At 67.8% G+C, this 23,158-nt stretch carries 18 protein-coding genes; 10 read left to right on the forward strand and 8 right to left on the reverse strand.

The window, feature by feature from the left end:
• Positions 1 to 25: 25 nt before the first annotated feature.
• Entirely contained in the window at positions 26 to 1,519 is a 1,494-nt protein-coding gene (locus PW843_25400; GenBank protein MDE1149901.1) for a HAMP domain-containing sensor histidine kinase, read from the forward strand.
• A gap of 6 nt (positions 1,520 to 1,525) precedes the next feature.
• Positions 1,526 to 2,236, forward strand: a complete 711-nt coding sequence (locus PW843_25405; protein ID MDE1149902.1) for a response regulator transcription factor — start codon at positions 1,526 to 1,528, stop codon at positions 2,234 to 2,236.
• 104 nt (positions 2,237 to 2,340) lie between these two features.
• On the opposite strand, the gene PW843_25410 is transcribed toward PW843_25405, so the two are convergent.
• Genes PW843_25410 through PW843_25420 form a run of 3 tightly spaced genes read right to left on the reverse strand, consistent with a single transcriptional unit; the run spans position 2,341 to position 4,774 of the window.
• The gene (locus PW843_25410; GenBank protein ID MDE1149903.1) at positions 2,341 to 3,030 is read right to left on the reverse strand and encodes an ATP-binding cassette domain-containing protein; all 690 of its coding nucleotides are present in this window, start codon (positions 3,028 to 3,030) and stop codon (positions 2,341 to 2,343) included.
• Entirely contained in the window at positions 3,027 to 3,773 is a 747-nt protein-coding gene (locus PW843_25415) for an ABC transporter permease subunit (GenBank protein ID MDE1149904.1), read from the reverse strand. Before PW843_25415 ends, PW843_25410 begins: the two co-directional genes overlap by 4 nt.
• Positions 3,767 to 4,774, reverse strand: a complete 1,008-nt coding sequence (locus PW843_25420) for an ABC transporter substrate-binding protein (protein MDE1149905.1) — start codon at positions 4,772 to 4,774, stop codon at positions 3,767 to 3,769. The genes PW843_25415 and PW843_25420 overlap by 7 nt, the downstream gene beginning before the upstream one ends.
• Positions 4,775 to 4,995: 221 nt before the next feature.
• Between PW843_25420 and PW843_25425 the strand changes: the two genes are divergently transcribed.
• From PW843_25425 to PW843_25450, 6 genes are all read left to right on the forward strand, one after another.
• Positions 4,996 to 6,219 (forward strand): ABC transporter substrate-binding protein, encoded by a 1,224-nt coding sequence (locus PW843_25425; GenBank protein MDE1149906.1) that lies wholly within the window; start codon positions 4,996 to 4,998, stop codon positions 6,217 to 6,219.
• 185 nt (positions 6,220 to 6,404) lie between these two features.
• A complete protein-coding gene (locus PW843_25430) occupies positions 6,405 to 7,337 on the forward strand; it encodes a PQQ-dependent catabolism-associated beta-propeller protein (protein MDE1149907.1) in 933 nt (310 codons plus the stop codon).
• A complete protein-coding gene (locus tag PW843_25435) occupies positions 7,334 to 8,089 on the forward strand; it encodes an ABC transporter ATP-binding protein (protein ID MDE1149908.1) in 756 nt (251 codons plus the stop codon). Before PW843_25430 ends, PW843_25435 begins: the two co-directional genes overlap by 4 nt.
• Complete coding sequence (locus tag PW843_25440; protein ID MDE1149909.1) at positions 8,086 to 8,892, forward strand: ABC transporter permease; 807 nt, start codon at positions 8,086 to 8,088, stop codon at positions 8,890 to 8,892. Before PW843_25435 ends, PW843_25440 begins: the two co-directional genes overlap by 4 nt.
• A 17-nt stretch (positions 8,893 to 8,909) precedes the next feature.
• Complete coding sequence (locus PW843_25445; GenBank protein ID MDE1149910.1) at positions 8,910 to 9,530, forward strand: hypothetical protein; 621 nt, start codon at positions 8,910 to 8,912, stop codon at positions 9,528 to 9,530.
• A gap of 258 nt (positions 9,531 to 9,788) precedes the next feature.
• Positions 9,789 to 10,091, forward strand: coding sequence for a hypothetical protein (locus tag PW843_25450; GenBank protein MDE1149911.1), 303 nt, complete (start codon positions 9,789 to 9,791; stop codon positions 10,089 to 10,091).
• A 69-nt stretch (positions 10,092 to 10,160) separates the two neighbouring features.
• On the opposite strand, the gene PW843_25455 is transcribed toward PW843_25450, so the two are convergent.
• The 5 genes from PW843_25455 to PW843_25475 form a co-directional block, all read right to left on the reverse strand.
• Complete coding sequence (locus PW843_25455) at positions 10,161 to 10,691, reverse strand: GNAT family N-acetyltransferase (GenBank protein ID MDE1149912.1); 531 nt, start codon at positions 10,689 to 10,691, stop codon at positions 10,161 to 10,163.
• Between the two features lie 20 nt (positions 10,692 to 10,711).
• On the reverse strand, positions 10,712 to 11,266 hold the full coding sequence (locus PW843_25460; GenBank protein ID MDE1149913.1) for a tail fiber protein: 555 nt from the start codon (positions 11,264 to 11,266) through the stop codon (positions 10,712 to 10,714).
• A 56-nt stretch (positions 11,267 to 11,322) separates the two neighbouring features.
• Positions 11,323 to 11,871: a tail fiber protein gene (locus PW843_25465; protein MDE1149914.1), complete on the reverse strand. Its 549-nt coding sequence runs from the start codon at positions 11,869 to 11,871 to the stop codon at positions 11,323 to 11,325.
• 37 nt (positions 11,872 to 11,908) lie between these two features.
• Positions 11,909 to 12,430 carry a tail fiber protein gene (locus tag PW843_25470; protein ID MDE1149915.1) on the reverse strand — a complete coding sequence of 174 codons (522 nt, stop codon included), beginning with the start codon at positions 12,428 to 12,430 and terminating at the stop codon, positions 11,909 to 11,911.
• Positions 12,431 to 12,554: 124 nt separating this feature from the next.
• Entirely contained in the window at positions 12,555 to 13,820 is a 1,266-nt protein-coding gene (locus PW843_25475; GenBank protein ID MDE1149916.1) for a TIGR03032 family protein, read from the reverse strand.
• Between the two features lie 498 nt (positions 13,821 to 14,318).
• Here PW843_25475 and PW843_25480 point away from each other — a divergent pair, with 498 nt between their 5' ends.
• Both PW843_25480 and PW843_25485 read left to right on the forward strand, forming a co-directional pair.
• A complete protein-coding gene (locus PW843_25480) occupies positions 14,319 to 17,456 on the forward strand; it encodes a DUF4347 domain-containing protein (protein ID MDE1149917.1) in 3,138 nt (1,045 codons plus the stop codon).
• Positions 17,344 to 21,036 (forward strand): hypothetical protein, encoded by a 3,693-nt coding sequence (locus PW843_25485; GenBank protein ID MDE1149918.1) that lies wholly within the window; start codon positions 17,344 to 17,346, stop codon positions 21,034 to 21,036. The genes PW843_25480 and PW843_25485 overlap by 113 nt, the downstream gene beginning before the upstream one ends.
• Positions 21,037 to 23,158: the final 2,122 nt, after the last annotated feature.

Here is a 23,158-nt window from a genome sequence, read left to right on the forward strand (position 1 = left end):
CACCGAATCCCGGTCACCCCGCGCGATGCTGGACTATCATACGGCCCTGGTGCTGACCTACGCGCTGGTCTGCATGGACGGCGTGATCGCCGTCGTGGTGTGGCAATCGCAGAAGCGGCTGATCGGCATGGAGCTGATCGCGGCCTCCTACATGCTGCCCGTGGTGGCCGTGGGCCTGATCGCCCACCGCGAACCGCTGACCATGATCTCGGGCAACGTCCTGTATAATCTCAGCGAGGCGCTGGCGGCGGAGGGCATGGCCATCTTCCTGCGCCAGCCACGCCTGCCGGGCTGGGTGCTGCCGGCCACCGCCCTTGGAACGCTGGTGCTGTGGACCGCCGCCGCCATCTGGTTCCCCGACAACATACAGCTGCGCAACGCCGTCTCCACCATCATCACGCTGGCCTGTGTCTGCCGCATGATAGCACTGCTGATGCGCGACCGGGGACAGCCCGTGTTCCTGCGCCGGGTGACGCTGGCCTGCCTGGGCCTGCACGGCACCGTGTGCACGGTGCGCCTGGGCGCCGCCCTTCAGAACCTGGTCACCGGCCGCTGGGTCGGCCAGCTGCTGCCCGAACAGGTCCTGCCGCTGTGGTATGTGCTGGAACTGGCGGTTTACACCAACCTGCTGTTCTTCTGCCTGCTGGCCATGTTCTGCGGCCGGCTGGCGGAGAATTTGCGCGCCCGCGACCGCGACCTGTGGGCGGAGCAGGAAAAGCAGATCCGCCTGTCGGAAACCCTGGCCACCGAACGCCGCCTGCACCAGGAGCAGCGGGAATTCCTGCACCTGCTGAGCCATGAGTTCGGCACCCCCCTGGCGGTCATCGACCGGTCGGCGGAGATGCTGCAGATGCAGGTGGGGGAAGAGCCCCCTGAGGCCCCCCGGACCGGCGCCATCCGGGGACGGCTGGACACCATCCGCGCCACCGTGCGCCGCCTGTCCCACCTGGTGGAGGATCTGCTGCGGGCGGAGCAGGCGGGCCTGGAAACCGCCCGGCGCGACCGGCTGGACGCCGGCGCCCTGGCGCGGCAGGCGGTGGCCGCCGCCTATAACGACGCCCATGGCGGCGCCAAGGGCTGGGAGGACGGCCGCGTGCGACTGGACATCACCGACGGCCCCGCCGCCTTCCTCGGCGATGCCGACATGATGGTGATGGCCATCGCCAACCTGGTGGCCAACGGCCTGAAATACTCCCCCGCCGACCAGGCGGTGACGGTGACCTTGAAGACCTCGCCGGCGACCCTGACCCTGACGGTGCGCGACCGGGGCATCGGCTTCCCCCCGGCGGAACTGGCCACCGTGGGCCAGCGCTTCTTCCGCGCCTCCAACGCGCGGACGCACACCGGTACGGGCCTGGGCCTGTACCTGGTCAAGATCATCCTGGCCAAGCATGGCGGCCAGCTGGACCTGGCCAATCACCCGGATGGCGGGGCGGTGGCCATCCTGCGCCTGCCCGCCGCCGGTGCCGCCCCCCGCCCAATCGACCCTATACAACCCGCCGCGCTGGTGAAAGGCTGAGCCCCTATGCAGACCATCCTGGTCGTCGAGGACGAACCCTCGCTCCGCACCGATCTGGTGCACTACCTGGCCGCCAAGGGATATGCCGCGCACGCCGCCGCCACCGCCACCGAATGCCGCGGGGCCTTGGGCGGCCTGGACCAGGTGGACGCCGTGCTGCTGGATCTGGCGTTGCCCGACGGCGATGGCCACACCCTGCTGGCCGAAATCCGCCAGGCGCGGGGCCTGTCCTGCGGCGTCATCATCCTGACCGCCTTCGGCGAGGCGGAGGACAGGGTGCGCGGCCTGGACGGCGGCGCCGACGCCTATCTGGTGAAGCGCGCCAGCCTGCGCGAGATCGAGGCCACGCTGGTCAGCGTGCTGCGCCGCGTGTCGGCGCCGCCACCGGCCGCCGTGCACGACGGGCAAGCGGCCGCTGCCGGCTGGGTGCTGGACACCGCCAACTGGATGCTGACGGCGCCAGGCGGCCAGGGCATCAAGCTGACGGGCATGGAACTGAACTTCCTGGCGCTGCTGGCGGCCAACCCCGGCCAGGTCTGCACCCGCGGCGCCATCGCCGAGGCCCGCGGCCGCACGGCGCAAAGCGACGACCGCAACATCGATGCCATGGTCAACCGCCTGCGCCGCAAGATTGAGGGATTGAGCGGGCTGGAGGCCCCCATCCGCGTGATCTACGGCAGCGGTTATACGTTCGCCGGGCCTTTGACCGCACTTTAATACCCACGGCCTTTGACCATGGCCGGTCAAAGGCCCCCTCAAGCGCCGGGCGCCAGCATCCGCTGGCCTCCAGCGGCACGAGCCTTCGTCTCGTGCCGCTGGCATTAGACCGCCATCATTCCCCGTAGCGCCGCCACCGTCCCGGTCACCGCGTCGGGCCGGCGCACGGCGTCCGGCGGGAGACGGTGATCGGCCAGCAGACGGGCGGGACCGGGGGATAGCACAAGCACACGGTCGGCCAGGCTGGCCGCTTCCGCCAGATCATGGGTCACCAGCAGGGTGGGCACCGGACGGTGGTGCCACCGTTCCAGCAGCAGGGTGCGTGCGACCACCGCATTGGCCTCATCCAGCGAGGTGAAGGGTTCGTCCAGCAGCAGGGCGTCGGGGTGGATGGCCAGGGCGCGGACCAGCGCCAGCCGCCGCGCCATGCCCAGCGACAGGTGCGACGCCCAGGCGTCCGCCGAGGAGGCCAGCCCCAGCCGGCCCAGCAGGTCGGCCGCCAGGGCCGGATCGGCGCCGGCGATGGCTAGGTTCTGGCGCACGGTGCGCCAGGGCAGCAGGCGCGGCTGCTGGAACACCACGCCCGGCCGCCGGGGCGCCGGGGTCCAGTGCACGGCGCCGTCCAGCCCGTCATGCGCCAACCCGGCCGCCAGGCGCAGCAGGGTGCTTTTGCCGCAACCGGACGGTCCCACCAGGGCCACCACCTCCCCCGCCGCCACGGTGAAGGCCACCGGCCCCAGCACCACACGGCCGGCCAGGCGCAATTCCCGGATATCCACCGTCAGCCCGGTCATAGGCGCCACCGCCCGACCCAGCGCTCCAGCGGTTGCAGCCCCGCCCACTCGATGACCTGGACGATCAGGATGAAGGCCAGGGCGTAGGCCAGGATGTGGGCCACGTCGAACAGCTGGAAATAGACCTGGATCTGGAAACCCACGCCGTCGCTGCGCCCCAGCAGTTCCACCACCAGCACGATCTTCCAGATCAGCGACAGGCCGGACCGGGTGGCGGCGAACAGATAAGGGGTCAACTGGGGCAGGACGACATGGCGCAATGTGGCCCAGCGCCCCAGGCGATAGGTCCGGCCCATGTCCAGCAGGTCGGTGTCCAGCGCCCGCACCCCCTCGCGCACCGTCACCGCGGTGGTGGGCAGCTTGTTCAGCGCCACGGCGGCGATGGCCGCCGCCTCCGTCAGGCCGAACCACACATACAGCAGCACGATCAGCACCAGGGCCGGCAGGTTCAGCAACAGCAGGAGCGCGCTGTCCAGCCACAGATCGACGCGCCGCCACCAGCCCATGGCGAACCCCAGCGCGACGCCCCCCGCCATGGACAGGACGAAGGACGCCGCCACCCGCGCCAGGGTGATGCCGACATGGTGGGGCAAGGCGCCGGACGCCACCTCTCGCCCCAGCACGGCCAGGACGGTGGAGGCGGGCGGTGCCAGCGGGCTGGCCGCCAGCCGCCCCGCGACCTCCCACACGGCCAGCAGCACCAGGACGGACAGCGCGCGGATGGCCCAGGCCCTACTCACCAAGACTGGGCCGCCTGCCAGAAGGTGCCCGGCGGCAGCGTATCATCGCTGGAGCCCACCAGCGCCGGGCCGCCCACCGCCACCAGCACGCGGTACAGCTGGGCGGCCGCATCCCATTCCGCCGGCCCCCAGTGACGGGGGATGCCGCGCCGGTACCAGTCACGCAAATGATCGAATTCCGCGTCGCTGCCGGCGTCGGCCAGGGGGCGCAGCCGGGGCCATTCGTCGTCGTTCCTGGCCAGCAGATCCCGCGCCGCGGCGGTGGCGGCGATGAAGCCATCCAAGGCGGCGCGGTTGGCCCGTGCCCAGCGGTCGGAGAAGACATAACCCACCATGGGGACCACGCCCTGGATGCCCAGGCCGGCCACCGCACCTTCCGTCGTCAGCAGGCTGCGTTGCCCCGCCGCCTGGCCCTTGGCGGCGAAGGGCCAGTAGGTCAGCAGGGCGTCCAGCCGGCCGGCCGTGAGCGCGTTGGCCAGCAGGGGCGGCGCGCCGAAGGTCTTCTGCGCCGTGGCGTCCAGGTCGATGCCGGCCTGGCGCTGGGCATAGGCACGCAGGATCAGCCAGTTCTTGTCCAGGGGGCCGCCGGCAATGCCCAGGCGCCGGCCCGCCAGGTCCGGCACCGCCGCCACCGGCCCCGTCGCCGGCAGCATCAGGGCGCCGGCGGTGTTGGAAAAGGGGATGAAGGTCCAGTCGCCGGCACCGGTGGCGCGCTGGCGCGCGACCCACAGCCAGTCCACCGCGACGGTATCGACCTCACCCGCCTGCAGGGCCACCTGCGTCGCCTGGCCGGTGGCGAATTCCCGGGTCTGGACAGCGATGCCGTGGGTGGCATCCAGCCCATGCCGGCGCACCACGTCCAGTTCCCAGGACACGGTGCCGTAACGCAGGACACCCACCCGCACGGCGGGCCCGATGGCTGCGGACAGGGCGGCACGGCCACGCCGCGGAACCAAGCCGGCCACCAGGCCGGCGCCCAGCAGCGCGCGGCGCGAAATCGTCATCGTGGGGCATCCTCCCGACCCGTATGGCCGGATTATTCTTGAGTCCCGGTCCCGGCATTATCGGGCCGCCGCTTTCCACCCTGTCAACCCAAGCCCCTCTACGACTATAGAACGAGGGGGCGGGCGGACGGCCGGACCTGATTTCCTATTGGCGCCCGTGCGGGCCGGGGCCCATTATCGGTCGGGCAGTCCCTGGGTCTGATCGCAAGGAGACGGCGGACATGTCCAACCGCCGCCATGGTCTTATCGGCGTGGTGCTTTCCGGCCTGATGGTTGCCGGACCCGCCGCCTATGCGGCCCCCCCGCAACCAGCCGCCAAACCGGCCGATCCCGTCGCCAACATCGCCTATCTGGCGCTGACGCAGAAACGCATCTGGCCGCAAAGCTTCCTCGACCAGCCGCCGGATGACGACGGCGTGCAAGGCGCCCGCCTGGCCCTGGCCGACAACGCCACCACCGGCCGCTTCATCCACCAGGCCTATCACCTGGAAGAGGCGCTGGAACCCGACGCCGACGCCGTCGTGGCGGCGTTCAGGAAGCTGTACGCCCAGGGTTATCGCGCCTTCGTCACCGATGTGCCGGCCGACCTGCTGCTGCGCCTGGCCGATTTGCCCGAAGCCAAGGACAGCACCCTGCTGGACGCCACCACCACCGACGACGCCCTGCGCGGCGAGCAGTGCCGGCGCAACGTCCTGCACCTTCTGCCCAGCCGCGCCATGCTGGCCGACGCGCTGATGCAGTACCTGGCGGTCAAGAACTGGCGCACCATCCTGCTGGTGGCGGGGCCGGAGGCGGGCGACAAGCTGTACGCCGACGCCCTGCGCAAATCGGCCCGCAAGTTCCGCATCAAGATCGCGGCCGACAAGCCCTGGACCTACGACCCCGGCGCGCGGCGCACCGACACCGGCCACTACGCCATCGGGGCGGAGGTGGCGCGCTTTACCCAGGGGCTCAGCTACGACGTGCTGGTGGTGGCGGATGAGGGCGACAATTTCGGCGACGACCTGGGCTATCGCGCCACCGACCCCCGGCCGGTGATGGGCACGCAGGGCCTGGTGCCCGCCGCCTGGGCCCGCCCCTTCGAACAATGGGGCGCCACCCAGTTGCAGGCCCGGTTCCTGAAGCAGGCCAACCGCTGGATGACGGAGCGCGACTACGGCGCCTGGATGGCGGTACGGGCCCTGGGCGAGGCCGCCACCCGCGGCGGCAGCGTGGAGGGGGCGGCCATGACCGCCTACCTGCGCAATCCCGATTTCGAACTGGCGGCCTTCAAGGGCGCCCGCCTCAGCTTCCGTTCCTGGGACGGGCAGTTGCGCCAGCCGGTGCTGCTGGCCGACGCCCGCTCCCTCGTCTCCGTCTCGCCCCAGCCGGGCTTCCTGCATGAGACATCGGAACTGGACACGCTGGGCCCCGACCAACCGGAGACGACATGCCATCCAAAATAATGCCGGCGGCACGAGACTTTGACTCGTGCCGCTGGAGGCTGGCGACCGCCAGCCCCGGAGTGAGCACCGCAGGGCGGAACGAGGATAGCCAAGCCGGCGGATGCCGGCGCCCGGCGCCTGAGGGGGCCTTTGATCGTTTACGATCAAAGGCCACGCGTATGATGACGGTCGCAGTGTTGGGGGGAATGCTGGTGATCGCAACACCCGCCTGGGCCGAGCGCCTGCTGGTGTCGAATGAAAAGGACAACACCGTCACCGTGGTGGACGCCGGCACCCTGGCGGTCATCAAGACGGTGAAGGTGGGCGCCCGGCCGCGCGGCATCACCCTGTCCAAGGATGGCAAGGCCCTCTACATCTGCACCAGCGACGCCGACCATATCGAGGTCCTGGACCTGTCCAGCCTGACCGTCACCCGCGTCCTGCCCAGCGGCCCGGACCCGGAGCTGTTCACCCTCAGCCCCGACGGCAAGACGCTGTACGTCTCCAACGAGAACGACAACATGGTGTCGGTGCTGGACATCGCGTCCGGCCGCATCGTCACCGAGATCCCAGTGGGGGTGGAACCGGAGGGCATGGGCATCAGCCCCGATGGCCGCATCCTGGTGAACACGTCGGAAACCACCAGCATGGCCCATTTCATCGACACCCAGACACATGAGATCCTGGCCAACGTGCTGGTCGGCAGCCGGCCGCGGGTGGCGCAATGGACCAAGGACGCGGCGCAGGTGTGGGTATCGGCGGAGGTGGGGGGCACCGTGTCCATCATCGACGCCGCCCAGCGCAAGGTGATCAAGACCATCCGCTTCGACATCCCCGGCGTGCCCAAGGAATCCGTGCAGCCGGTGGGCATCGCCCTGACCGCCGACGGCAACAACGCCTTCGTGGCCCTGGGCCCCGCCAACCGCGTGGCGGTGATCGACACCCACAGTTTCGAGGTCAAGAAATACCTGCTGGTGGGCCAGCGGGTATGGAACCTGGCCTTCTCCGGCGACGGCAAGCGCCTGTACACCACCAACGGCGTCAGCAACGACCTGTCGGTGATCGATGTCGAGGCGGAAAAGGTGGTGAAGTCGGTACCGGTGGGCCGCCTGCCCTGGGGCGTGGTGGTGGCCCCGTGACGGCCGCCGGCCAAGCCGCCCTATCCGTATCCGGCCTGACCCACGCCTTCGGCGCCGTGCCGGTGCTGCGGGAGGTGGGGTTCGGCATCAATCCCGGCGACTTCACCGTGCTGCTGGGCCTGAACGGTGCGGGCAAGACCACCCTGTTCGCCCTGGTCACCCGCCTGTACCACAGCCGGGCCGGCCGCATCGCCGTGTTCGGCCACGACATCAAGGCCCAGCCCTCCGCCGCCCTCGCCACCATGGGCGTGGTGTTCCAGCAGCCCACCCTGGACCTGGAACTGACGGTGGAACAGAACCTGGCCTATCACGCCAGCCTGCACGGCATGGCCGGATCGCGCGCCAAGGTTCGCATCACGGAGGAGTTGGAGCGCGTGGGCCTGGCCGACCGGCGCCGTACCCGGGTGCGCCAACTGTCCGGCGGCCAGCGGCGGCGGGTAGAACTGGCCCGCGCCCTGGTGCATGACCCGGCCCTACTGCTGCTGGACGAACCCACGGTGGGCCTGGATATCGAAAGCCGCCGCTTCCTGCTGGCCCATGTCCGTCATCTCTGTCGCGACCGGGGCCTGGCCGTGCTGTGGGCCACCCATCTGATCGATGAGGCCGACGACGACGCGCACGTCATCGTGCTGCACAAGGGCCAGGTGCTGGACCAGGGCCCCGTGCCCGACGTAGTGGACCGCAGCGGCGCGCTGAGCCTGCGCGGCGCGTTCGATGCGCTGACAGGCCAGGGCGCGGCGGTGCCGGCATGACCCCCATCCACTATGCCCGCTGCCTGGGCGGCATCGTGCGGCGCGAGGCGCTGCGCTGGACACGGCAGCGCGGCCGGTTCCTGTCGGCCCTGGTGCGGCCGCTGGTGTGGCTGGCCATCTTCGCGGCCGGCTTCCACTTCGTGCTGGGCGTGTCCATCATCCCGCCCTATGAGACCTATATCCCGTATGAGGTCTACATCGCACCGGGATTGCTGGCCATGATCCAGCTGTTCAACGGCATGCAAAGCTCCCTTTCCATGGTTTACGACCGGGAGATGGGCAGCATGAAGACCCTGCTGGTCAGCCCCTTCCCGCGCTGGTTCCTGCTGACGGCCAAGCTATTGGCCAGCGTGGTGGTGTCGGTGGTGCAGGCCTATATCTTCCTCGCCATCGCCTGGTTCTGGGAAATCGACCCGCCGCCGCTGGGCTACCTGACGGTGCTGCCGGCCCTGGTCTTGTCCGGCCTGATGCTGGGTGCCCTGGGCCTGGTGCTGTCGTCCTTCATCCGCCAGCTGGAGAATTTCGCCGGGGTGATGAACTTCGTCATCTTCCCCATGTTCTTCGCGTCAAGCGCGCTGTACCCGCTGTGGCGGGTGAAGGAAAGCAGCCTGACGCTCTACTGGGTCTGCCAGTTCAACCCCTTCACCCACGCCACCGAGTTGCTGCGCTTCGCGCTCTACGGCCAGGCCGATCCGCTGGCGGCCGCCGTGGTGGCGGGCTGCACCCTGGTATTCATGATCCTGGCGGTGTGGGGTTACGACCCCGGGCGCGGCCTGCTGGCCCGGCGGGGCGGCGGCGAATGACGGGCGGGAGCAAGCGCATGCGTTCACTGGTCCTCATCCTTCTGACCACCCTGCTGGCCGCCGGCACGGCACGGGCGCAAGCCCTTCAGACGGATCCCGACTGGCCTTGCCATCAGCGCCTGGTGCCGCAGCTGACGGGCGCCACGTACTGGAGCGGCCCCGCCCTGCCCGACCATGCCGACTGGCGCGCCGACAAGCGGGTGGCGCCGGTGGTGCTGGCCATCACCCCGCGCGAGGTGCCGGCCGAGGATGGCGCCAAGGATCTGGCGCGTTTCGCCGACAAGGTGCCCAAGGGCCGCCGCGCCATCCTGTACCCCAAGGCCTTCGCCGGTATTGTCGAGGAGGTCAACCGCCAGCGGACGGAGGTCATCGACCGCATCCGCGACCTGGCCCGTCGCCAGCGCGATATGGGTGACCTGGTATCCCACGCCACCACCGAATTGCAGGCCCTTCCCGCCGACACGGCCGACGCCGCCCAACAGCAACAGCGGGCGGAGATCGTGCAGCGCCGCGGCTACCTCATCCGCAATTTCGAGGAGGTGGAGCGCACCATCCGCTACAGCTGCGAGGTGCCGGTGGATCTGGAGGCCCGCCTTGGCAGTTATGCCCGCGTGCTGACGGATCGGTTGCCGTCATAATACGCGCGGCATTTGATCGTGACCGCTCAACTGCCGCCCCTCAGGCGCCAGGCGCCGACATCCGTCGGCTTGGGGTTCCTCGCTTTCCAGTCCGCTATGCTTCCCGGAAAGCTCCGGCGGCTGCGATCACAGCCCACAGCAGCACGAGTCAGCATCTCGTGTCACCGCTACAAGCCCTGCACATTGCGTTTTCCCGTTTCGCACCATGTGCGTCATGGTATAGTGACCCGCGTTCCAAGTTAATAGAGCGGGCAAATCATGCTGGGCGAGCTTAAGGCCGAACATTTCCTGCCATTGCTGAAGCAGGAATTCACCGTCACTTATCCTGATTACCAGACAACTCTGGTTTTGAACGACGTGGAGCACGGCAAGAAAAGCGTAGCACCGGGGCGCTTTCGTGACCCGTTCTCGCTATTCTTCAACGGCACCGATCCGGAAAGGGTGCTGAACCAGCAGATGCACCCCCTCACCCACCCCACCCTGGGCACGCTGGAGATCTTCCTGGTGCCCCTGGGCCGCAACGAGGATGGCACCTTCCACTACCAGGCCATCTTCAGCTGAAGACGGGATAAGGGACGGGCAGCCATGAGGCCGCCCGTCCGCATCTGATCCCGCCAAGCTTGGCGCCCGTCAGGAATGGCGCCAATGCATCAGCATGTAGGGGCCGACCTCCTCCACATCCGTGAAGCCCAGGCGCTGGTACAGCCGCCGCGCCGGGTTGCTCTGTTCCACATGGATGGAACAGAGGGCATAGCCGCCGGCCCGCACCAGATCCCGCACCCAACTGAGCAGCGCGCCGCCCAGCCCCCGGCCCCGCCATTCCGGCACCAGCCCGATTTCCACGATGCGCAGGTCCGCCAGATTGCGGCGGAACAGGTAGAGCCGGCCGATGGGCCGCCCCGCCATTTCCAAGATCAGGAAGTCGGAATCGAAATAGTTGGTGTCGTAGTGGGCGGCCTGCAGGCGCGCCTGGTCCCGCAGGAAGGCCAGGCGTTCCTCATCACTCCAGGGGGCGGCCTGCATCTCCTCCCACCGATGGGAGACATAGAGGTCGCGCACGAAGTCGGTATCCTCCGCCCGCTTGGGGCGCAGGGACAGGCCCAGCGCCACCAAATCGGGAGGAAGCGTCAGCGCCGGCGGTTCGGCGACGGCGCTGTCCACAGTCAAGGCATCCACTGACATCACGGGCGGCTGGGAAATTCGCCGAACTGGCAGATGCAGAAATTCATGACCAGGTAGGGCTGGTCGTTGGAACGGGGCACCGGCGCCGCCGCCCCGGTGGGGCCGATGCTGGCCGCGGCCAGGGAATAACCCGTGGGCGCGGTGGATGTCGGTGCCACGTACATATATTGGACCGTGGTCCGTGTCAGATACGTGGCCGACGAAGGCTCCTCGACAAACTGCGGGTTCGCGGTGGCGCTGGGCGCATCAACGTTCATGGTATGGTTGTGCGCCGGGTAATTGGTGCTGAGCAGTGTCACCGTGTCAGACCCGGCGACCTGCCCAGCGGTACGCGGCGTCAGCCCGACGCCGTTGCCGGTGGAGACGGGGATGCGGCCCATCAGGTTGGGAAGATTGAAATAGCTCTGTAGATCACCGCCGTAGGTGTTGCCGATGACCGCGTAGAGGGTGTTGTTCTGCGAGATACCAACTTGCTGGCCGTTGCATTGCGACCAGTTGGCGGGCGGAAAGGTGAAGCCGAAAGCGCGGATTTCACCGGTGAACGGATCAGCCATGACGGGTTCCTTACGTGAAGGAAAGCGGGAGGGGGAGAGTCGCGGGAGACGCGACCTCAGTTGCGGCTGGGGTAGATGCCCTGCATGGCCAGGATGTAGGTCAGCGCGATGAACGGCATCGTGTTGTCGTGCGGCAGGGCGCCGCCACCCGTGCTTCCCAGGGCGGAACCGATGTAGGTGGTGTACAGCTGGCCAATCGTCCCGTGGACGTCGGTGGTGTAGGGCCCCTTGACCGTCGCCGAAGGGTTTTTCGCGAACATGTTGCCCGACGCCGTCGCGCTGGTGGCCGTCACGCCGCTGGCATAGAAGGGGTGGCTGTGGGAGGGTATGTTGTTCTGCACCAACGTCACCGTCTCCGTGCCACCACTCTCGCCCAGCGTACGGTTGGTCAGGCCCAGCCCCTGGCCTTGGCCGATGGGCGTGCGGCCCTGATAGTCCGGCAGGTTGAAATTGGTGACGCCGTTGCCGCCGTATGTCGTGACGATCAAGGCGAACAGCGCCTGGTTCTGGCTGATGGCGACCGTGGCGCCGTTGCAGGCAGCCCAGTGCTGCGGAACGTAGGGTCCGGCGAAAATGCGGATTTCGCCCAGGAAGCATTCGGACATGCGTGTCCTCCCATATGCGTCGGATAGCGGGGAAGGGTCAGTTGCGTGGCGGGAAAACGCCGGACATGGCGATGCAGTAATTGGCCACGGCCCACGGCTGCATATTGGCCACCGGCACGCTACCGCCAGCGATGGCAATGCTGGCTGAGTTCAACGCGACCAGCGTGCCGGCTTGGGCGGGGGGGATATATACGAACGAGCCCCCGCTGACATTGCCCGGCAAACGCCCCGCCAACGATGTGGGAGGGGTCGTCCCGTTCGTGTTCGCGACGCTGGTGGAATGGGTGTGCGTGGGCAGGTTCTGTAGGGTCAGCCCCACGGTCTCGGAACCGGCGGACAGGCCGACCGTCGGCATCGTCTGGCTGAGGTGGCGGGGCGTGCGGCCGCGCAGGTCCGGCAGGTTGAAGTTGCTGGTACCGTTACCGCCGTAATAAACACCGATCAGCGAATACAGCGCGATGTTCTGCTGCAGGTTCAATGTCGCGCCATTGCACAACGCCCAGCCCTTGGGCGCCCAATTCCAGGTGAAAATGCGGATTTCGCCAACGAATGGGTCCATATCTCGGCCTCCCTGTAACTTCCTGTCGAGGGAATTTGTGATTAATTCTTACACGCCTAGGTAAGCTCTCGCTGAGAGTAACCCTGTAGCGCGACAAAAACCACAAAGTTAATCACGCAAAAGATTAGGTCTTCGCGGGCGCGCCTGCCTCTTTTGATGCATCACCCGTTTGGCCCCCAAGCTCCGTGGCCGGCCGTTCCGGCGGCTGGGTTCGCAACAATTGCAATTTCCCTTTATAGGGATGCTGAAAAGGTCCATCGGGCAGGTGCACCCGCTGCTGATGCAGGTAGCCTTCCCGGAAACCGGGGCTGTAAGGCCGCCGGATATCGGGTTTGAACGCCACGTCGTACAATTCCGTCACCGGCCCGGCGATGGTCAGCCAGTGCGCGTTCCGCCCCGTGCGCAAATCGATGATCTGCAAGCCGCAGCGCTGCTGTATTTGTCCGGCCGCCAGCTTGTCATGCAGCGCCATGCCCTTGCCGAAACTGTTGGGGCGCAGTTGCGACAGGCCGATGACCGCATAGTCACCGACGAAGGCCAAGCCACGGGCGAAGCCGGGGCAGTCGGCCACAGGCACGAAACCGCCCCGTTCGGGATCGACATAGCCGAATTCACCGGCGGCGGAGTTCAGCAGCCATAGCCGATCACGGTACCAGCGGGGTGAATGGGGCATGGACAGACCCTGGGCCATGACCTCACCCGAATCCAAGTCGATCACCATGCCGCCGCCGTTGCGGGTGGTCCGCCACCCCACCGGCTCATCATAGCGCCCGCAGATCGTGGCATAGGCCACCCGCCCGTCCCGCGCGCCGATGCCGTTCAGGTGGCAGCGGTCCTCCACTGCCAGGGCGGACACGAAGTCCGGCGCCCACAGCGGGCGAAAGTTGTATTGTTCATCCAGCGCCGCGATGCAGCTGAAGTTGGTATTGGCGAACACCAACTCATGGTGTTCGCCCATGAATTCGACGTCGGCCAGGATGTCATGCGTGTCGCAAGGCCCCACGAAATAGCCTTTGCGCGGCATGTAGACGGCGCCATAGCCCTTGCCGTCCACCATCGCCGGACCCGTATTGGCGAATTTCCAAATCTGCTCGCGATTGCCAACCCACAGCTTCTCGCCATCAACGGCCAGCCCCATGGCCGTGCCCACGACGCGATCCAGCACGTGCAGGCCACCGTCCACCACGTACAGGAAAATCAGGCGGCCGGACTGATAGGTGGACAGGATCAGATTGCCCCCCGTCTCCTCCAGCCATTGGGTCAGCCCGTCGGAGGGCAGGAACTGCGGCGGCGGCAGCTTGTCCTGAACTGAAACAGATACCGGGGCTGGCGTCGACGCCTCCAGTTGTGCTTCCCCACCCAGCCCGGTCACGCGCGTTTCGGACGCCATGGACCACAATCCCCTGCTGTATTTCTTACGCGATCAGCTTGGCCAGACGTGCCCTTCATAGCGACCCAGCCCTGTCTCACCGCTTTGTATCTAACAAATCCATTTGGTTAAAGCCAGGAACTGCGCCAGCCCGCCGTTACATTTCCATTAATACTGGACCCTTCACCCCTTCCATCCAGCGTATTACCTCGGAAAATGGAGAAGAGCCGAATGTCCCAGCGTCCCGGATTTATTAAAACCGATACTTCTGGATAGGGCATCCTAAGCGGACGGGACTAGACCGCCACGATCGGAACCATCCATCACATCTGATCACAAAAGTTGATCTCTTCGGAGATAGGCCCTTTTGCCGCAAAATATGTGGCAGATGACCCTAACTTGTGGTTTAAGCGGAACAGGGGAACAGTTGCACCACATGATGGCATTTCTCCCAACGTGGAGACGTCGGGCGGTTGCAGTTCCCGGTGGCTTTTATATCCCTTTTGGTGAGTGAACACCATGCCCGACGGTTCGCGCCCCCCGGCAAGCCCCCCTCGCAAGAACGCCCCGCGCGCCCTGCGCCTGGCCCTTGAGCCCCGCATGATGTTCGACGCCGCCGCCGCCGCCACGGCGGCGACGGTCACCAAGACGGCAACCACCACGGCGGCCACCGCCGATACGCACGACACCGCCAGCACCCAGGCGCTGCTGGACGCGGCGTCCAAGGCCGCGGCGACGGCCGCGACTGACGCGGCCAAGACCACAAGCGCCACCGACGCCAGCAAAACCACGACCGATGCATCGACCGCCACGGCGGCAACGGTGACCGCCGCAGCCGCCGTCACCCCCACGACGACGACCAGTACGGTGCATGAGGTGGTCATCGTCGATACCAGCGTGGCGGACTACCAGACCCTGATCGCGGGCATGGACCCCAGCGTGCCCGTCATCCTGCTGGGCGAGGGCCAGCGCACCGTCCACGGCATCGCCCAGGCCTTGTCCGGCTACAGCAACCTGGACACCATCATCCTGGTGACGGAGGGCGGCGACGGCGGCATCATCCTGGGTGGCACCCATGTGCTGACGGACGGCGATCTGGCCAGCCGCGCCACCGACCTGGCGGCCATCGGCGCGTCGATGAAGTCGGGCGGCGATTTCCTGCTGTTGGGCTGCTCCATCGCCGCCGACGACACCGGCAAGCAGTTCGTGGACGATTTCGCCCGCTATCTGGGCAACGACATTGATGTCGCCGCCTCCACCAACCGCACGGGCCCCGCGGCCCTGGGGGGTGATTGGGTGCTGGAATACACCACGGGCGCGGCCATCGACACGGTTCTGCCCTTCACCGTGGCCGGCATGCAGAACATCGACCACTGCCTGGGTTGCACGGCCAGCACGCTCAACGGTGGCTTCGCCAAGATTTACCACAACGGCACCTACATCGGCTTCTATACCGCCAACGCTGGCAGCCCCTATGTCGGATTTTGGGGTGCCGGCGGCCCCGGCACGGCCATCGATCCCTCTCAATCCGTCTATGGCGAGACCCTGAGCCAATTCCTGGCCGATCCCACCGTGGCGCAATGCCAGAGCGGACCGTCGCTCGGCGGCACCCACACCAGCACGGCCAACGACACCGGCACGGCCACCCCGTTCAGCAGCGTTACCTTCAGCGACGGCAACAGCGTCGCCAGCTACACCGTCAGCATCACCCTGGACGCCAACAACGGCACGCTGACCGGCACGGGCCTGACCAGCACGGACAGCACCCACTACACCCTGACCGCCAGCAGCGCCGCGACGCTGCAGAGCGAACTGCAGGCCCTGGTCTTCCATCCCACCACCAACCAGGTGGCCGCGGGGTCGACCAAGGTCACCACCTTCACCCTGACACCCAACGACAGTGCGGGCACCGCCGGCACGGCGGACAGCACCAGCAAGATCACCGTCACCTCGATCAACGACGCACCGGTGCTGGATGCCACCAAGTCGCCGGCCTTCACCTCGGAACCCCAAACCAGCACCGCGGCGCCCAGCGGCACCGTCGGCACCCTGGTGTCGTCGCTGGTCGCCATTGGCAGCGGAATCAGCAACGTCACCGACCCCGACGTCAGCGCGGCGACGGGTATCGCCATCACCGCCACCGACACCAGCCATGGCACATGGTGGTACAGCACGAACGGCGGCAGCACCTGGACCGCCGTCGGCACGGTCAGCAACACCAGCGCCCTGCTGCTGAAGGCGGATGCCAATACCCGCCTGTATTTCCAGGTGGCGGACAGCACCTATGCCGGCACGCTGACATCGGCCATCACCATCCGCGCGTGGGACCAAACCACCGGTACCGCCGGCAGCACGGCGACCACCGCCACCAACGGCGGCACCACCGCCTTTTCCAGCGCCACCGACACCGTCAGCCTGACCATCACCCCGGTTCCCCCCACGGTCACCGACGCCAACATCACCGTCAGCGGTGGCAGCGGCGGCACCGCCACCACCTTCCTCGCCGGGAACACGGTCACTGTCACCTGGAACAACACCGCCAGCGGCGACAACAACATCATTACCATCAGCACCGTTACCGTGGACTTCAGCGCCTTCGGCGGCAGCAGCGCCCAGAGCGCCATTAATACCAGCGGCACCTGGACCGCCACCTACACCCTGCCCGCCACCGTTACGTTGGGCAGCAATAAGAACATCACCGTCACCGTCACCGACAACGCCAGCAACATCACCACCACTGCCGACACCAGCAATTCCACCGTCGCCAACAGCGCGCCGGTGCTGGACGCCAGCAAATCGCCGGCCCTGCCCAACGAACTCAACACCACATCCTCCCTGCCCACCATCGGCGCAGGCACTCTGGTTTCCACCCTGGTCGCCAACGGCAGCGGCATCGCCAATGTCACCGATGGAAATTCCGGCGCCCTGCTGGGCATCGCCATCACCGGCACGGACAGCACCCAGGGCACGTGGTGGTACAGCACCGACGGCGGCAGCAATTGGACGGTGATCGGGACCGTCAGCAACACCAGCGCCCTGCTGCTGGCGGCCGACAGCAATACCCGCCTGTATTTCCAGGTGACATCCAGCAGCAGCTACACCGGCACCTTGGCTTCCGCCCTGACCATCCGCGCCTGGGACGAGACCAGCGGCAGCGCCGGCAGCACGGTGAGCACCGCCACCAACGGCGGTACCACCGCCTTCTCCGCCACCACCGACACCGTCAGCCTGACCATCACCGGGCCCAACGTCGCCCCCACCCTGACGGTCACCAGCAGCAATCCCACCTTCACGGAAAAGGGCGCCGCCGCCACCCTGTTCACCAGTGCGGCCGCCGGCCTGGGCGGTACCGATACCGGGCAGAACATCAGCCAGCTGGTGCTGACCGTCAGCAACCTGGCCGATGGCGCCAATGAGATCCTGTCGGTCGACGGCACCAACGTGGCACTGACCAACGGGCAACAGCGTCACCACCGCCACCAACGGCTACAGCGTCGCCGTCAGCGTCACCAGCGGCACCGCCACCGTCACCATCAGCGGCACGATGACCACCACGGCGGCCAACACGCTGGTCAACGGCCTGGCCTACAAGGACAGCAGCACCGACCCGACCACCACCAGCAGCCGCGTGGTCACCCTGACCAGCATCAAGGATGATGGCGGCACCAGCGACGGCGGCGTGGATACCACCACCCTGGCCGCCGCAACCACCGTCAGCCTGGTACCCGTCAACGACGCCCCCACCCTCACCACCACCGCCGCCACCACCCCCACCTTCACCGAGGGCGGCAGCGCGGCCAGCCTGTTCAGCGGCACGGCCATCAGCACCATCGAGGCCGGACAGACCATCCAGACCCTCAAGCTCACCGTCGCCGGACTGGCTGACGGGGCATCGGAAGTGCTGTCCATCGACGGCACCAGCGTCGCCCTGACCAACGGCAACAGCGTCACCACGGCCGCCAACGGCTACAGCGTCGCCGTCAGCCTCACCAGCGGCACCGCCACCGTCACCGTCACCAAGACCGGCAACTTCTCCGCCAGTGCGGCGCAGACCCTGGTCAACGGCCTCACCTATAGCGACACCAGCGACGACCCCACCGTCGGCAGCGGCCGTACCATCACCCTGACCCAGATCCAGGACAGCGGCGGCACCAGCAACGGCGGCATCGACACCAGCACCCTGGCCGCCGCCACCACCGTCACCCTGGTACCCGTCAACGACGCCCCCACCCTCACCACCACGGCCGCCACCACCCCCACCTTCACCGAGGGCGGCAGCGCGGCCAGCCTGTTCAGCGGCACGGCCATCAGCACCATCGAGGCCGGACAGACCATCCAGACCCTCAAGCTCACCGTCGCCGGACTGGCTGACGGGGCATCGGAAGTGCTGTCCATCGACGGCACCAGCGTCGCCCTGACCAACGGCAACAGTGTCACCACCGCCGCCAACGGCTACAGCGTCGCTGTCAGCCTCACCAGCGGCACCGCCACCGTCACCATCACCAAGACCGGCAACTTCTCCACCGCCGCCGCCCAGACCCTGGTCAACGGCCTCACCTACAGCGACGCCAGCGACGACCCCACCGTCGGCAGCGGCCGCACCATCACCCTGACCCAGATCCAGGATAGCGGCGGCACCAGCAACGGCGGCATCGACACCAGCACCCTGGCCGCCGCCACCACCGTCACCCTGGTACCCGTCAACGACGCCCCCACCCTCACCACCACGGCCGCCACCACCCCCACCTTCACCGAGGGCGGCAGCGCGGCCAGCCTGTTCAGCGGCACGGCCATCAACACCATCGAGGCCGGACAGACCATCCAGACCCTCAAGCTCACCGTCGCCGGACTGGCTGACGGGGCATCGGAAGTGCTGTCCATCGACGGCACCAGCGTCGCCCTGACCAACGGCAACAGCGTCACCACCGCCGCCAACGGCTACAGCGTCGCCGTCAGCCTCACCAGCGGCACCGCCACCGTCACCGTCACCAAGACCGGCAACTTCTCCGCCAGTGCGGCGCAGACCCTGGTCAACGGCCTCACCTATAGCGACACCAGCGACGACCCCACCGTCGGCAGCGGCCGTACCATCACCCTGACCCAGATCCAGGACAGCGGCGGCACCAGCAACGGCGGCATCGACACCAGCACCCTGGCCGCCGCCACCACCGTCACCCTGGTACCCGTCAACGACGCCCCCACCCTCACCACCACGGCCGCCACCACCCCCACCTTCACCGAGGGCGGCAGCGCGGCCAGCCTGTTCAGCGGCACGGCCATCAGCACCATCGAGGCCGGACAGACCATCCAGACCCTCAAGCTCACCGTCGCCGGACTGGCTGACGGGGCATCGGAAGTGCTGTCCATCGACGGCACCAGCGTCGCCCTGACCAACGGCAACAGTGTCACCACCGCCGCCAACGGCTACAGCGTCGCTGTCAGCCTCACCAGCGGCACCGCCACCGTCACCATCACCAAGACAGGTAACTTCTCCGCCAGTGCGGCCCAGACCCTGGTCAACGGCCTGACCTACAGCGACACCAGCGACGACCCCACCGTCGGCAGCGGCCGCACCATCACCCTGACCCAGATCCAGGATAGCGGCGGCACCAGCAACGGCGGCATCGACACCAGCACCCTGGCCGCCGCCACCACCGTCACCCTGGTACCCGTCAACGACGCCCCCACCCTCACCACCACGGCCGCCACCACCCCCACCTTCACCGAGGGCGGCAGCGCGGCCAGCCTGTTCAGCGGCACGGCCATCAACACCATCGAGGCCGGACAGACCATCCAGACCCTCAAGCTCACCGTCGCCGGACTGGCTGACGGGGCATCGGAAGTGCTGTCCATCGACGGCACCAGCGTCGCCCTGACCAACGGCAACAGCGTCACCACCGCCGCCAACGGCTACAGCGTCGCCGTCAGCCTCACCAGCGGCACCGCCACCGTCACCATCACCAAGACCGGCAACTTCTCCACCAGTGCGGCGCAGACCCTGGTCAACGGCCTCACCTATAGCGACACCAGCGACGACCCCACCGTCGGCAGCGGCCGTACCATCACCCTGACCCAGATCCAGGACAGCGGCGGCACCAGCAACGGCGGCATCGACACCAGCACCCTGGCCGCCGCCACCACCGTCACCCTGGTACCCGTCAACGACGCCCCCACCCTCACCACCACGGCCGCCACCACCCCCACCTTCACCGAGGGCGGCAGCGCGGCCAGCCTGTTCAGCGGCACGGCCATCAGCACCATCGAGGCCGGACAGACCATCCAGACCCTCAAGCTCACCGTCGCCGGACTGGCTGACGGGGCATCGGAAGTGCTGTCCATCGACGGCACCAGCGTCGCCCTGACCAACGGCAACAGTGTCACCACCGCCGCCAACGGCTACAGCGTCGCTGTCAGCCTCACCAGCGGCACCGCCACCGTCACCATCACCAAGACAGGTAACTTCTCCGCCAGTGCGGCCCAGACCCTGGTCAACGGCCTGACCTACAGCGACACCAGCGACGACCCCACCGTCGGCAGCGGCCGCACCATCACCCTGACCCAGATCCAGGACGGCGGCGGCACCAGCAACGGCGGCATCGACACCAGCACTCTGGCCGCCACCACCACCGTCACCCTGGTACCCGTCAACGACGCCCCCACCCTCACCACCACGGCCGCCACCACCCCCACCTTCACCGAGGGCGGCAGCGCGGCCAGCCTGTTCAGCGGCACGGCCATCAGCACCATCGAGGCCGGACAGACCATCCAGACCCTGAAGCTCACCGTCGCCGGACTGGCTGACGGGGCATCGGAAGTGCTGTCCATCGACGGCACCAACGTCGCCCTGACCAACGGCAACAGTGTCACCACCGCCGCCAACGGCTACAGCGTCGCCGTCAGCCTCACCAGCGGCACCGCCACCGTCACCATCACCAAGACCGGCAACTTCTCCACCGCCGGCCGCCCAGACCCTGGTCAACGGCCTCACCTACAGCGACACCAGCGACGACCCCACCGTCGGCAGCGGCCGCACCGTCACCCTGACCCAGATCCAGGACGGCGGCGGCACCAGCAACGGCGGCATCGACACCACCACCCTGTCCGCCGCCACCACCGTCACCCTGGTACCCGTCAACGACGCCCCCACCCTCACCACCACGGCCGCCACCACCCCGACCTTCACCGAAGGCGGCAGCGCGACCAGCCTGTTCAGCGGCACGGCCATCAGCACCATTGAGGCCGGGCAGACCATCCAGACCCTGAAGCTCACCGTCGCCGGACTGGCTGACGGGGCATCGGAAGTGCTGTCCATCGACGGCACCAGCGTCGCCCTGACCAACGGCAACAGCGTCACCACGGCTGCCAACGGCTACAGCGTCGCCGTCAGCGTCACCAGCGGCACCGCCACCGTCACCATCACCAAGACAGGTAACTTCAGCGCGTCCGCCGCCCAGACCCTGGTCAACGGCCTGACCTACAGCGACGCCAGCGACGACCCCACCGTCGGCAGCGGCCGCACCATCACCCTGACCCAGATCCAGGACGGCGGCGGCACCAGCAACGGCGGCATCGACACCACCACCCTGTCCGCCGCCACCACCGTCACCCTGGTACCCGTCAACGACGCCCCCACCCTCACCACCACGGCCGCCACCACCCCGACCTTCACCGAAGGCGGCAGCGCGACCAGCCTGTTCAGCGGCACGGCCATCAGCACCATTGAGGCCGGGCAGACCATCCAGACCCTCAAGCTCACCGTCGCCGGACTGGCTGACGGGGCATCGGAAGTGCTGTCCATCGACGGCACCAGCGTCGCCCTGACCAACGGCAACAGCGTCACCACGGCCGCCAACGGCTACAGCGTCGCCGTCAGCGTCACCAGCGGCACCGCCACCGTCACCGTCACCAAGACAGGTAACTTCAGCGCGTCCGCCGCCCAGACCCTGGTCAACGGCCTCACCTACAGCGACGCCAGCGACGACCCCACCGTCGGCAGCGGCCGCACCGTCACCCTGACCCAGATCCAGGACAGCGGCGGCACAAGCAACGGCGGCATCGACACCACCACCCTGGCCGCCACCACCACCGTCACCCTGGTGCCTGTCAACGACGCCCCCACGCTGACCACCACCACCAGCGCCCCCACCTTCACAGAGGGTGACAGTGCGGTCAGCCTGTTCAGCGGCACGACCATCAGCACCATCGAAGCCGGGCAGAACATCCACGCCCTGACACTGACGGTCGGCGGCGTCGCGGACGCCTCATCGGAAGTGCTGACCGTCGATGGTACCAGCGTGGCGCTGACCAACGGCAACAGCGTCACCACCACCGCCAATGGCTACAGCGTCGCCGTCAGCGTCACCAGCGGCACCGCCACCGTCACCATCACCAAGGCCGGCGACTTCTCCACCGCCGCCGCCCAGACCCTGGTCAACGGCCTGACCTACGCCAATACCAGCGACAATCCCACGGTCGGCAGCGGCCGCACCGTCACCCTGACCAGCGTCCAGGACAGCGGCGGCACCACCAGCGGCGGCGTGGACACCACCACGCTCAGCAGTGCGACCACCGTCACCCTGGTCGCCGTCAACGATGCCGGCAGCCTGACCGACGGCGCCACCGTGCCGCTGACCGCCATCGCCATAACCCAGACCAGCACTCCCGTGACCGTCGCCAGCATCCTGGCCAGTGCCGGCTACAGCGACCCGGATGCCAACGGCGTGTCGGGCCTGGCCCTGACCGGCAACAGTGCCGCCGGCACCTGGCAATATTCCACCGACGGCGGCACCACCTGGATCAGCGTCGGCACGGTGTCCACCTCCGCCGCGCTGCTGCTGGACAGCACGGCGGAGCTGCGCTTCGTCGGCAACGGCAGCACGGTGGAAACCGCCACGCTCACCTTCCAAGGCTGGGATGAAACCAGCGGCACCGCCACCAGCGGCGCCACGCGCCAGACGGCGGACATCACCGGCACCGGCGGCACCAGCGCATTCACGACGGGCAGCGCCACCATCAGCATCGCCTCGCAAGGTGCCGTGCTCACCGCCGGCGGCAGCAGCGGCTACACCGAACTGACCATCGGATCCGTCATCGACAGCGGCCTGATCCTGACCGACGCCGCCACCGGCACCATCAACAGCGCCACCATCACCATCGGCAGCGTGGTCAGCGGTGACGTGCTGGGCTTCACCAATCAGAACGGCATCTCCGGCAGTTATGACGCCGGCACCGGCGTACTGACCCTGACCGGCAGCGCCAGCCTGGCCGATTACCAGGCCGCCCTGCGGTCCGTCACCTACAGTTCCACCAGCCACGACCCCACCAGCGGCGGCACCCGCACCGGGCGCACCATCAGCTGG

This window comes from Azospirillaceae bacterium (genome assembly GCA_028283825.1).
Taxonomy (GTDB): Bacteria; Pseudomonadota; Alphaproteobacteria; order Azospirillales; family Azospirillaceae; genus Nitrospirillum.

Excerpts from the sequence above, each read along its gene's own strand:
- PW843_25425 (MDE1149906.1), top strand. The coding sequence starts at position 4,996 with ATGTCCAACCGCCGCCATGGTCTTATCGGCGTGGTGCTTTCCGGCCTG.
- PW843_25475 (MDE1149916.1), bottom strand. The coding sequence starts at position 13,820 with ATGGCGTCCGAAACGCGCGTGACCGGGCTGGGTGGGGAAGCACAACTG.
- PW843_25420 (MDE1149905.1), bottom strand. The coding sequence starts at position 4,774 with ATGACGATTTCGCGCCGCGCGCTGCTGGGCGCCGGCCTGGTGGCCGGC.
- PW843_25460 (MDE1149913.1), bottom strand. The coding sequence starts at position 11,266 with ATGGCTGATCCGTTCACCGGTGAAATCCGCGCTTTCGGCTTCACCTTT.
- PW843_25450 (MDE1149911.1), top strand. The coding sequence starts at position 9,789 with ATGCTGGGCGAGCTTAAGGCCGAACATTTCCTGCCATTGCTGAAGCAG.
- PW843_25480 (MDE1149917.1), top strand. The coding sequence starts at position 14,319 with ATGCCCGACGGTTCGCGCCCCCCGGCAAGCCCCCCTCGCAAGAACGCC.
- PW843_25485 (MDE1149918.1), top strand. The coding sequence starts at position 17,344 with ATGACCACCACGGCGGCCAACACGCTGGTCAACGGCCTGGCCTACAAG.
- PW843_25400 (MDE1149901.1), top strand. The coding sequence starts at position 26 with ATGCTGGACTATCATACGGCCCTGGTGCTGACCTACGCGCTGGTCTGC.
- PW843_25440 (MDE1149909.1), top strand. The coding sequence starts at position 8,086 with ATGACCCCCATCCACTATGCCCGCTGCCTGGGCGGCATCGTGCGGCGC.
- PW843_25465 (MDE1149914.1), bottom strand. The coding sequence starts at position 11,871 with ATGTCCGAATGCTTCCTGGGCGAAATCCGCATTTTCGCCGGACCCTAC.
- PW843_25430 (MDE1149907.1), top strand. The coding sequence starts at position 6,405 with ATGCTGGTGATCGCAACACCCGCCTGGGCCGAGCGCCTGCTGGTGTCG.
- PW843_25470 (MDE1149915.1), bottom strand. The coding sequence starts at position 12,430 with ATGGACCCATTCGTTGGCGAAATCCGCATTTTCACCTGGAATTGGGCG.
- PW843_25445 (MDE1149910.1), top strand. The coding sequence starts at position 8,910 with ATGCGTTCACTGGTCCTCATCCTTCTGACCACCCTGCTGGCCGCCGGC.
- PW843_25405 (MDE1149902.1), top strand. The coding sequence starts at position 1,526 with ATGCAGACCATCCTGGTCGTCGAGGACGAACCCTCGCTCCGCACCGAT.
- PW843_25410 (MDE1149903.1), bottom strand. The coding sequence starts at position 3,030 with ATGACCGGGCTGACGGTGGATATCCGGGAATTGCGCCTGGCCGGCCGT.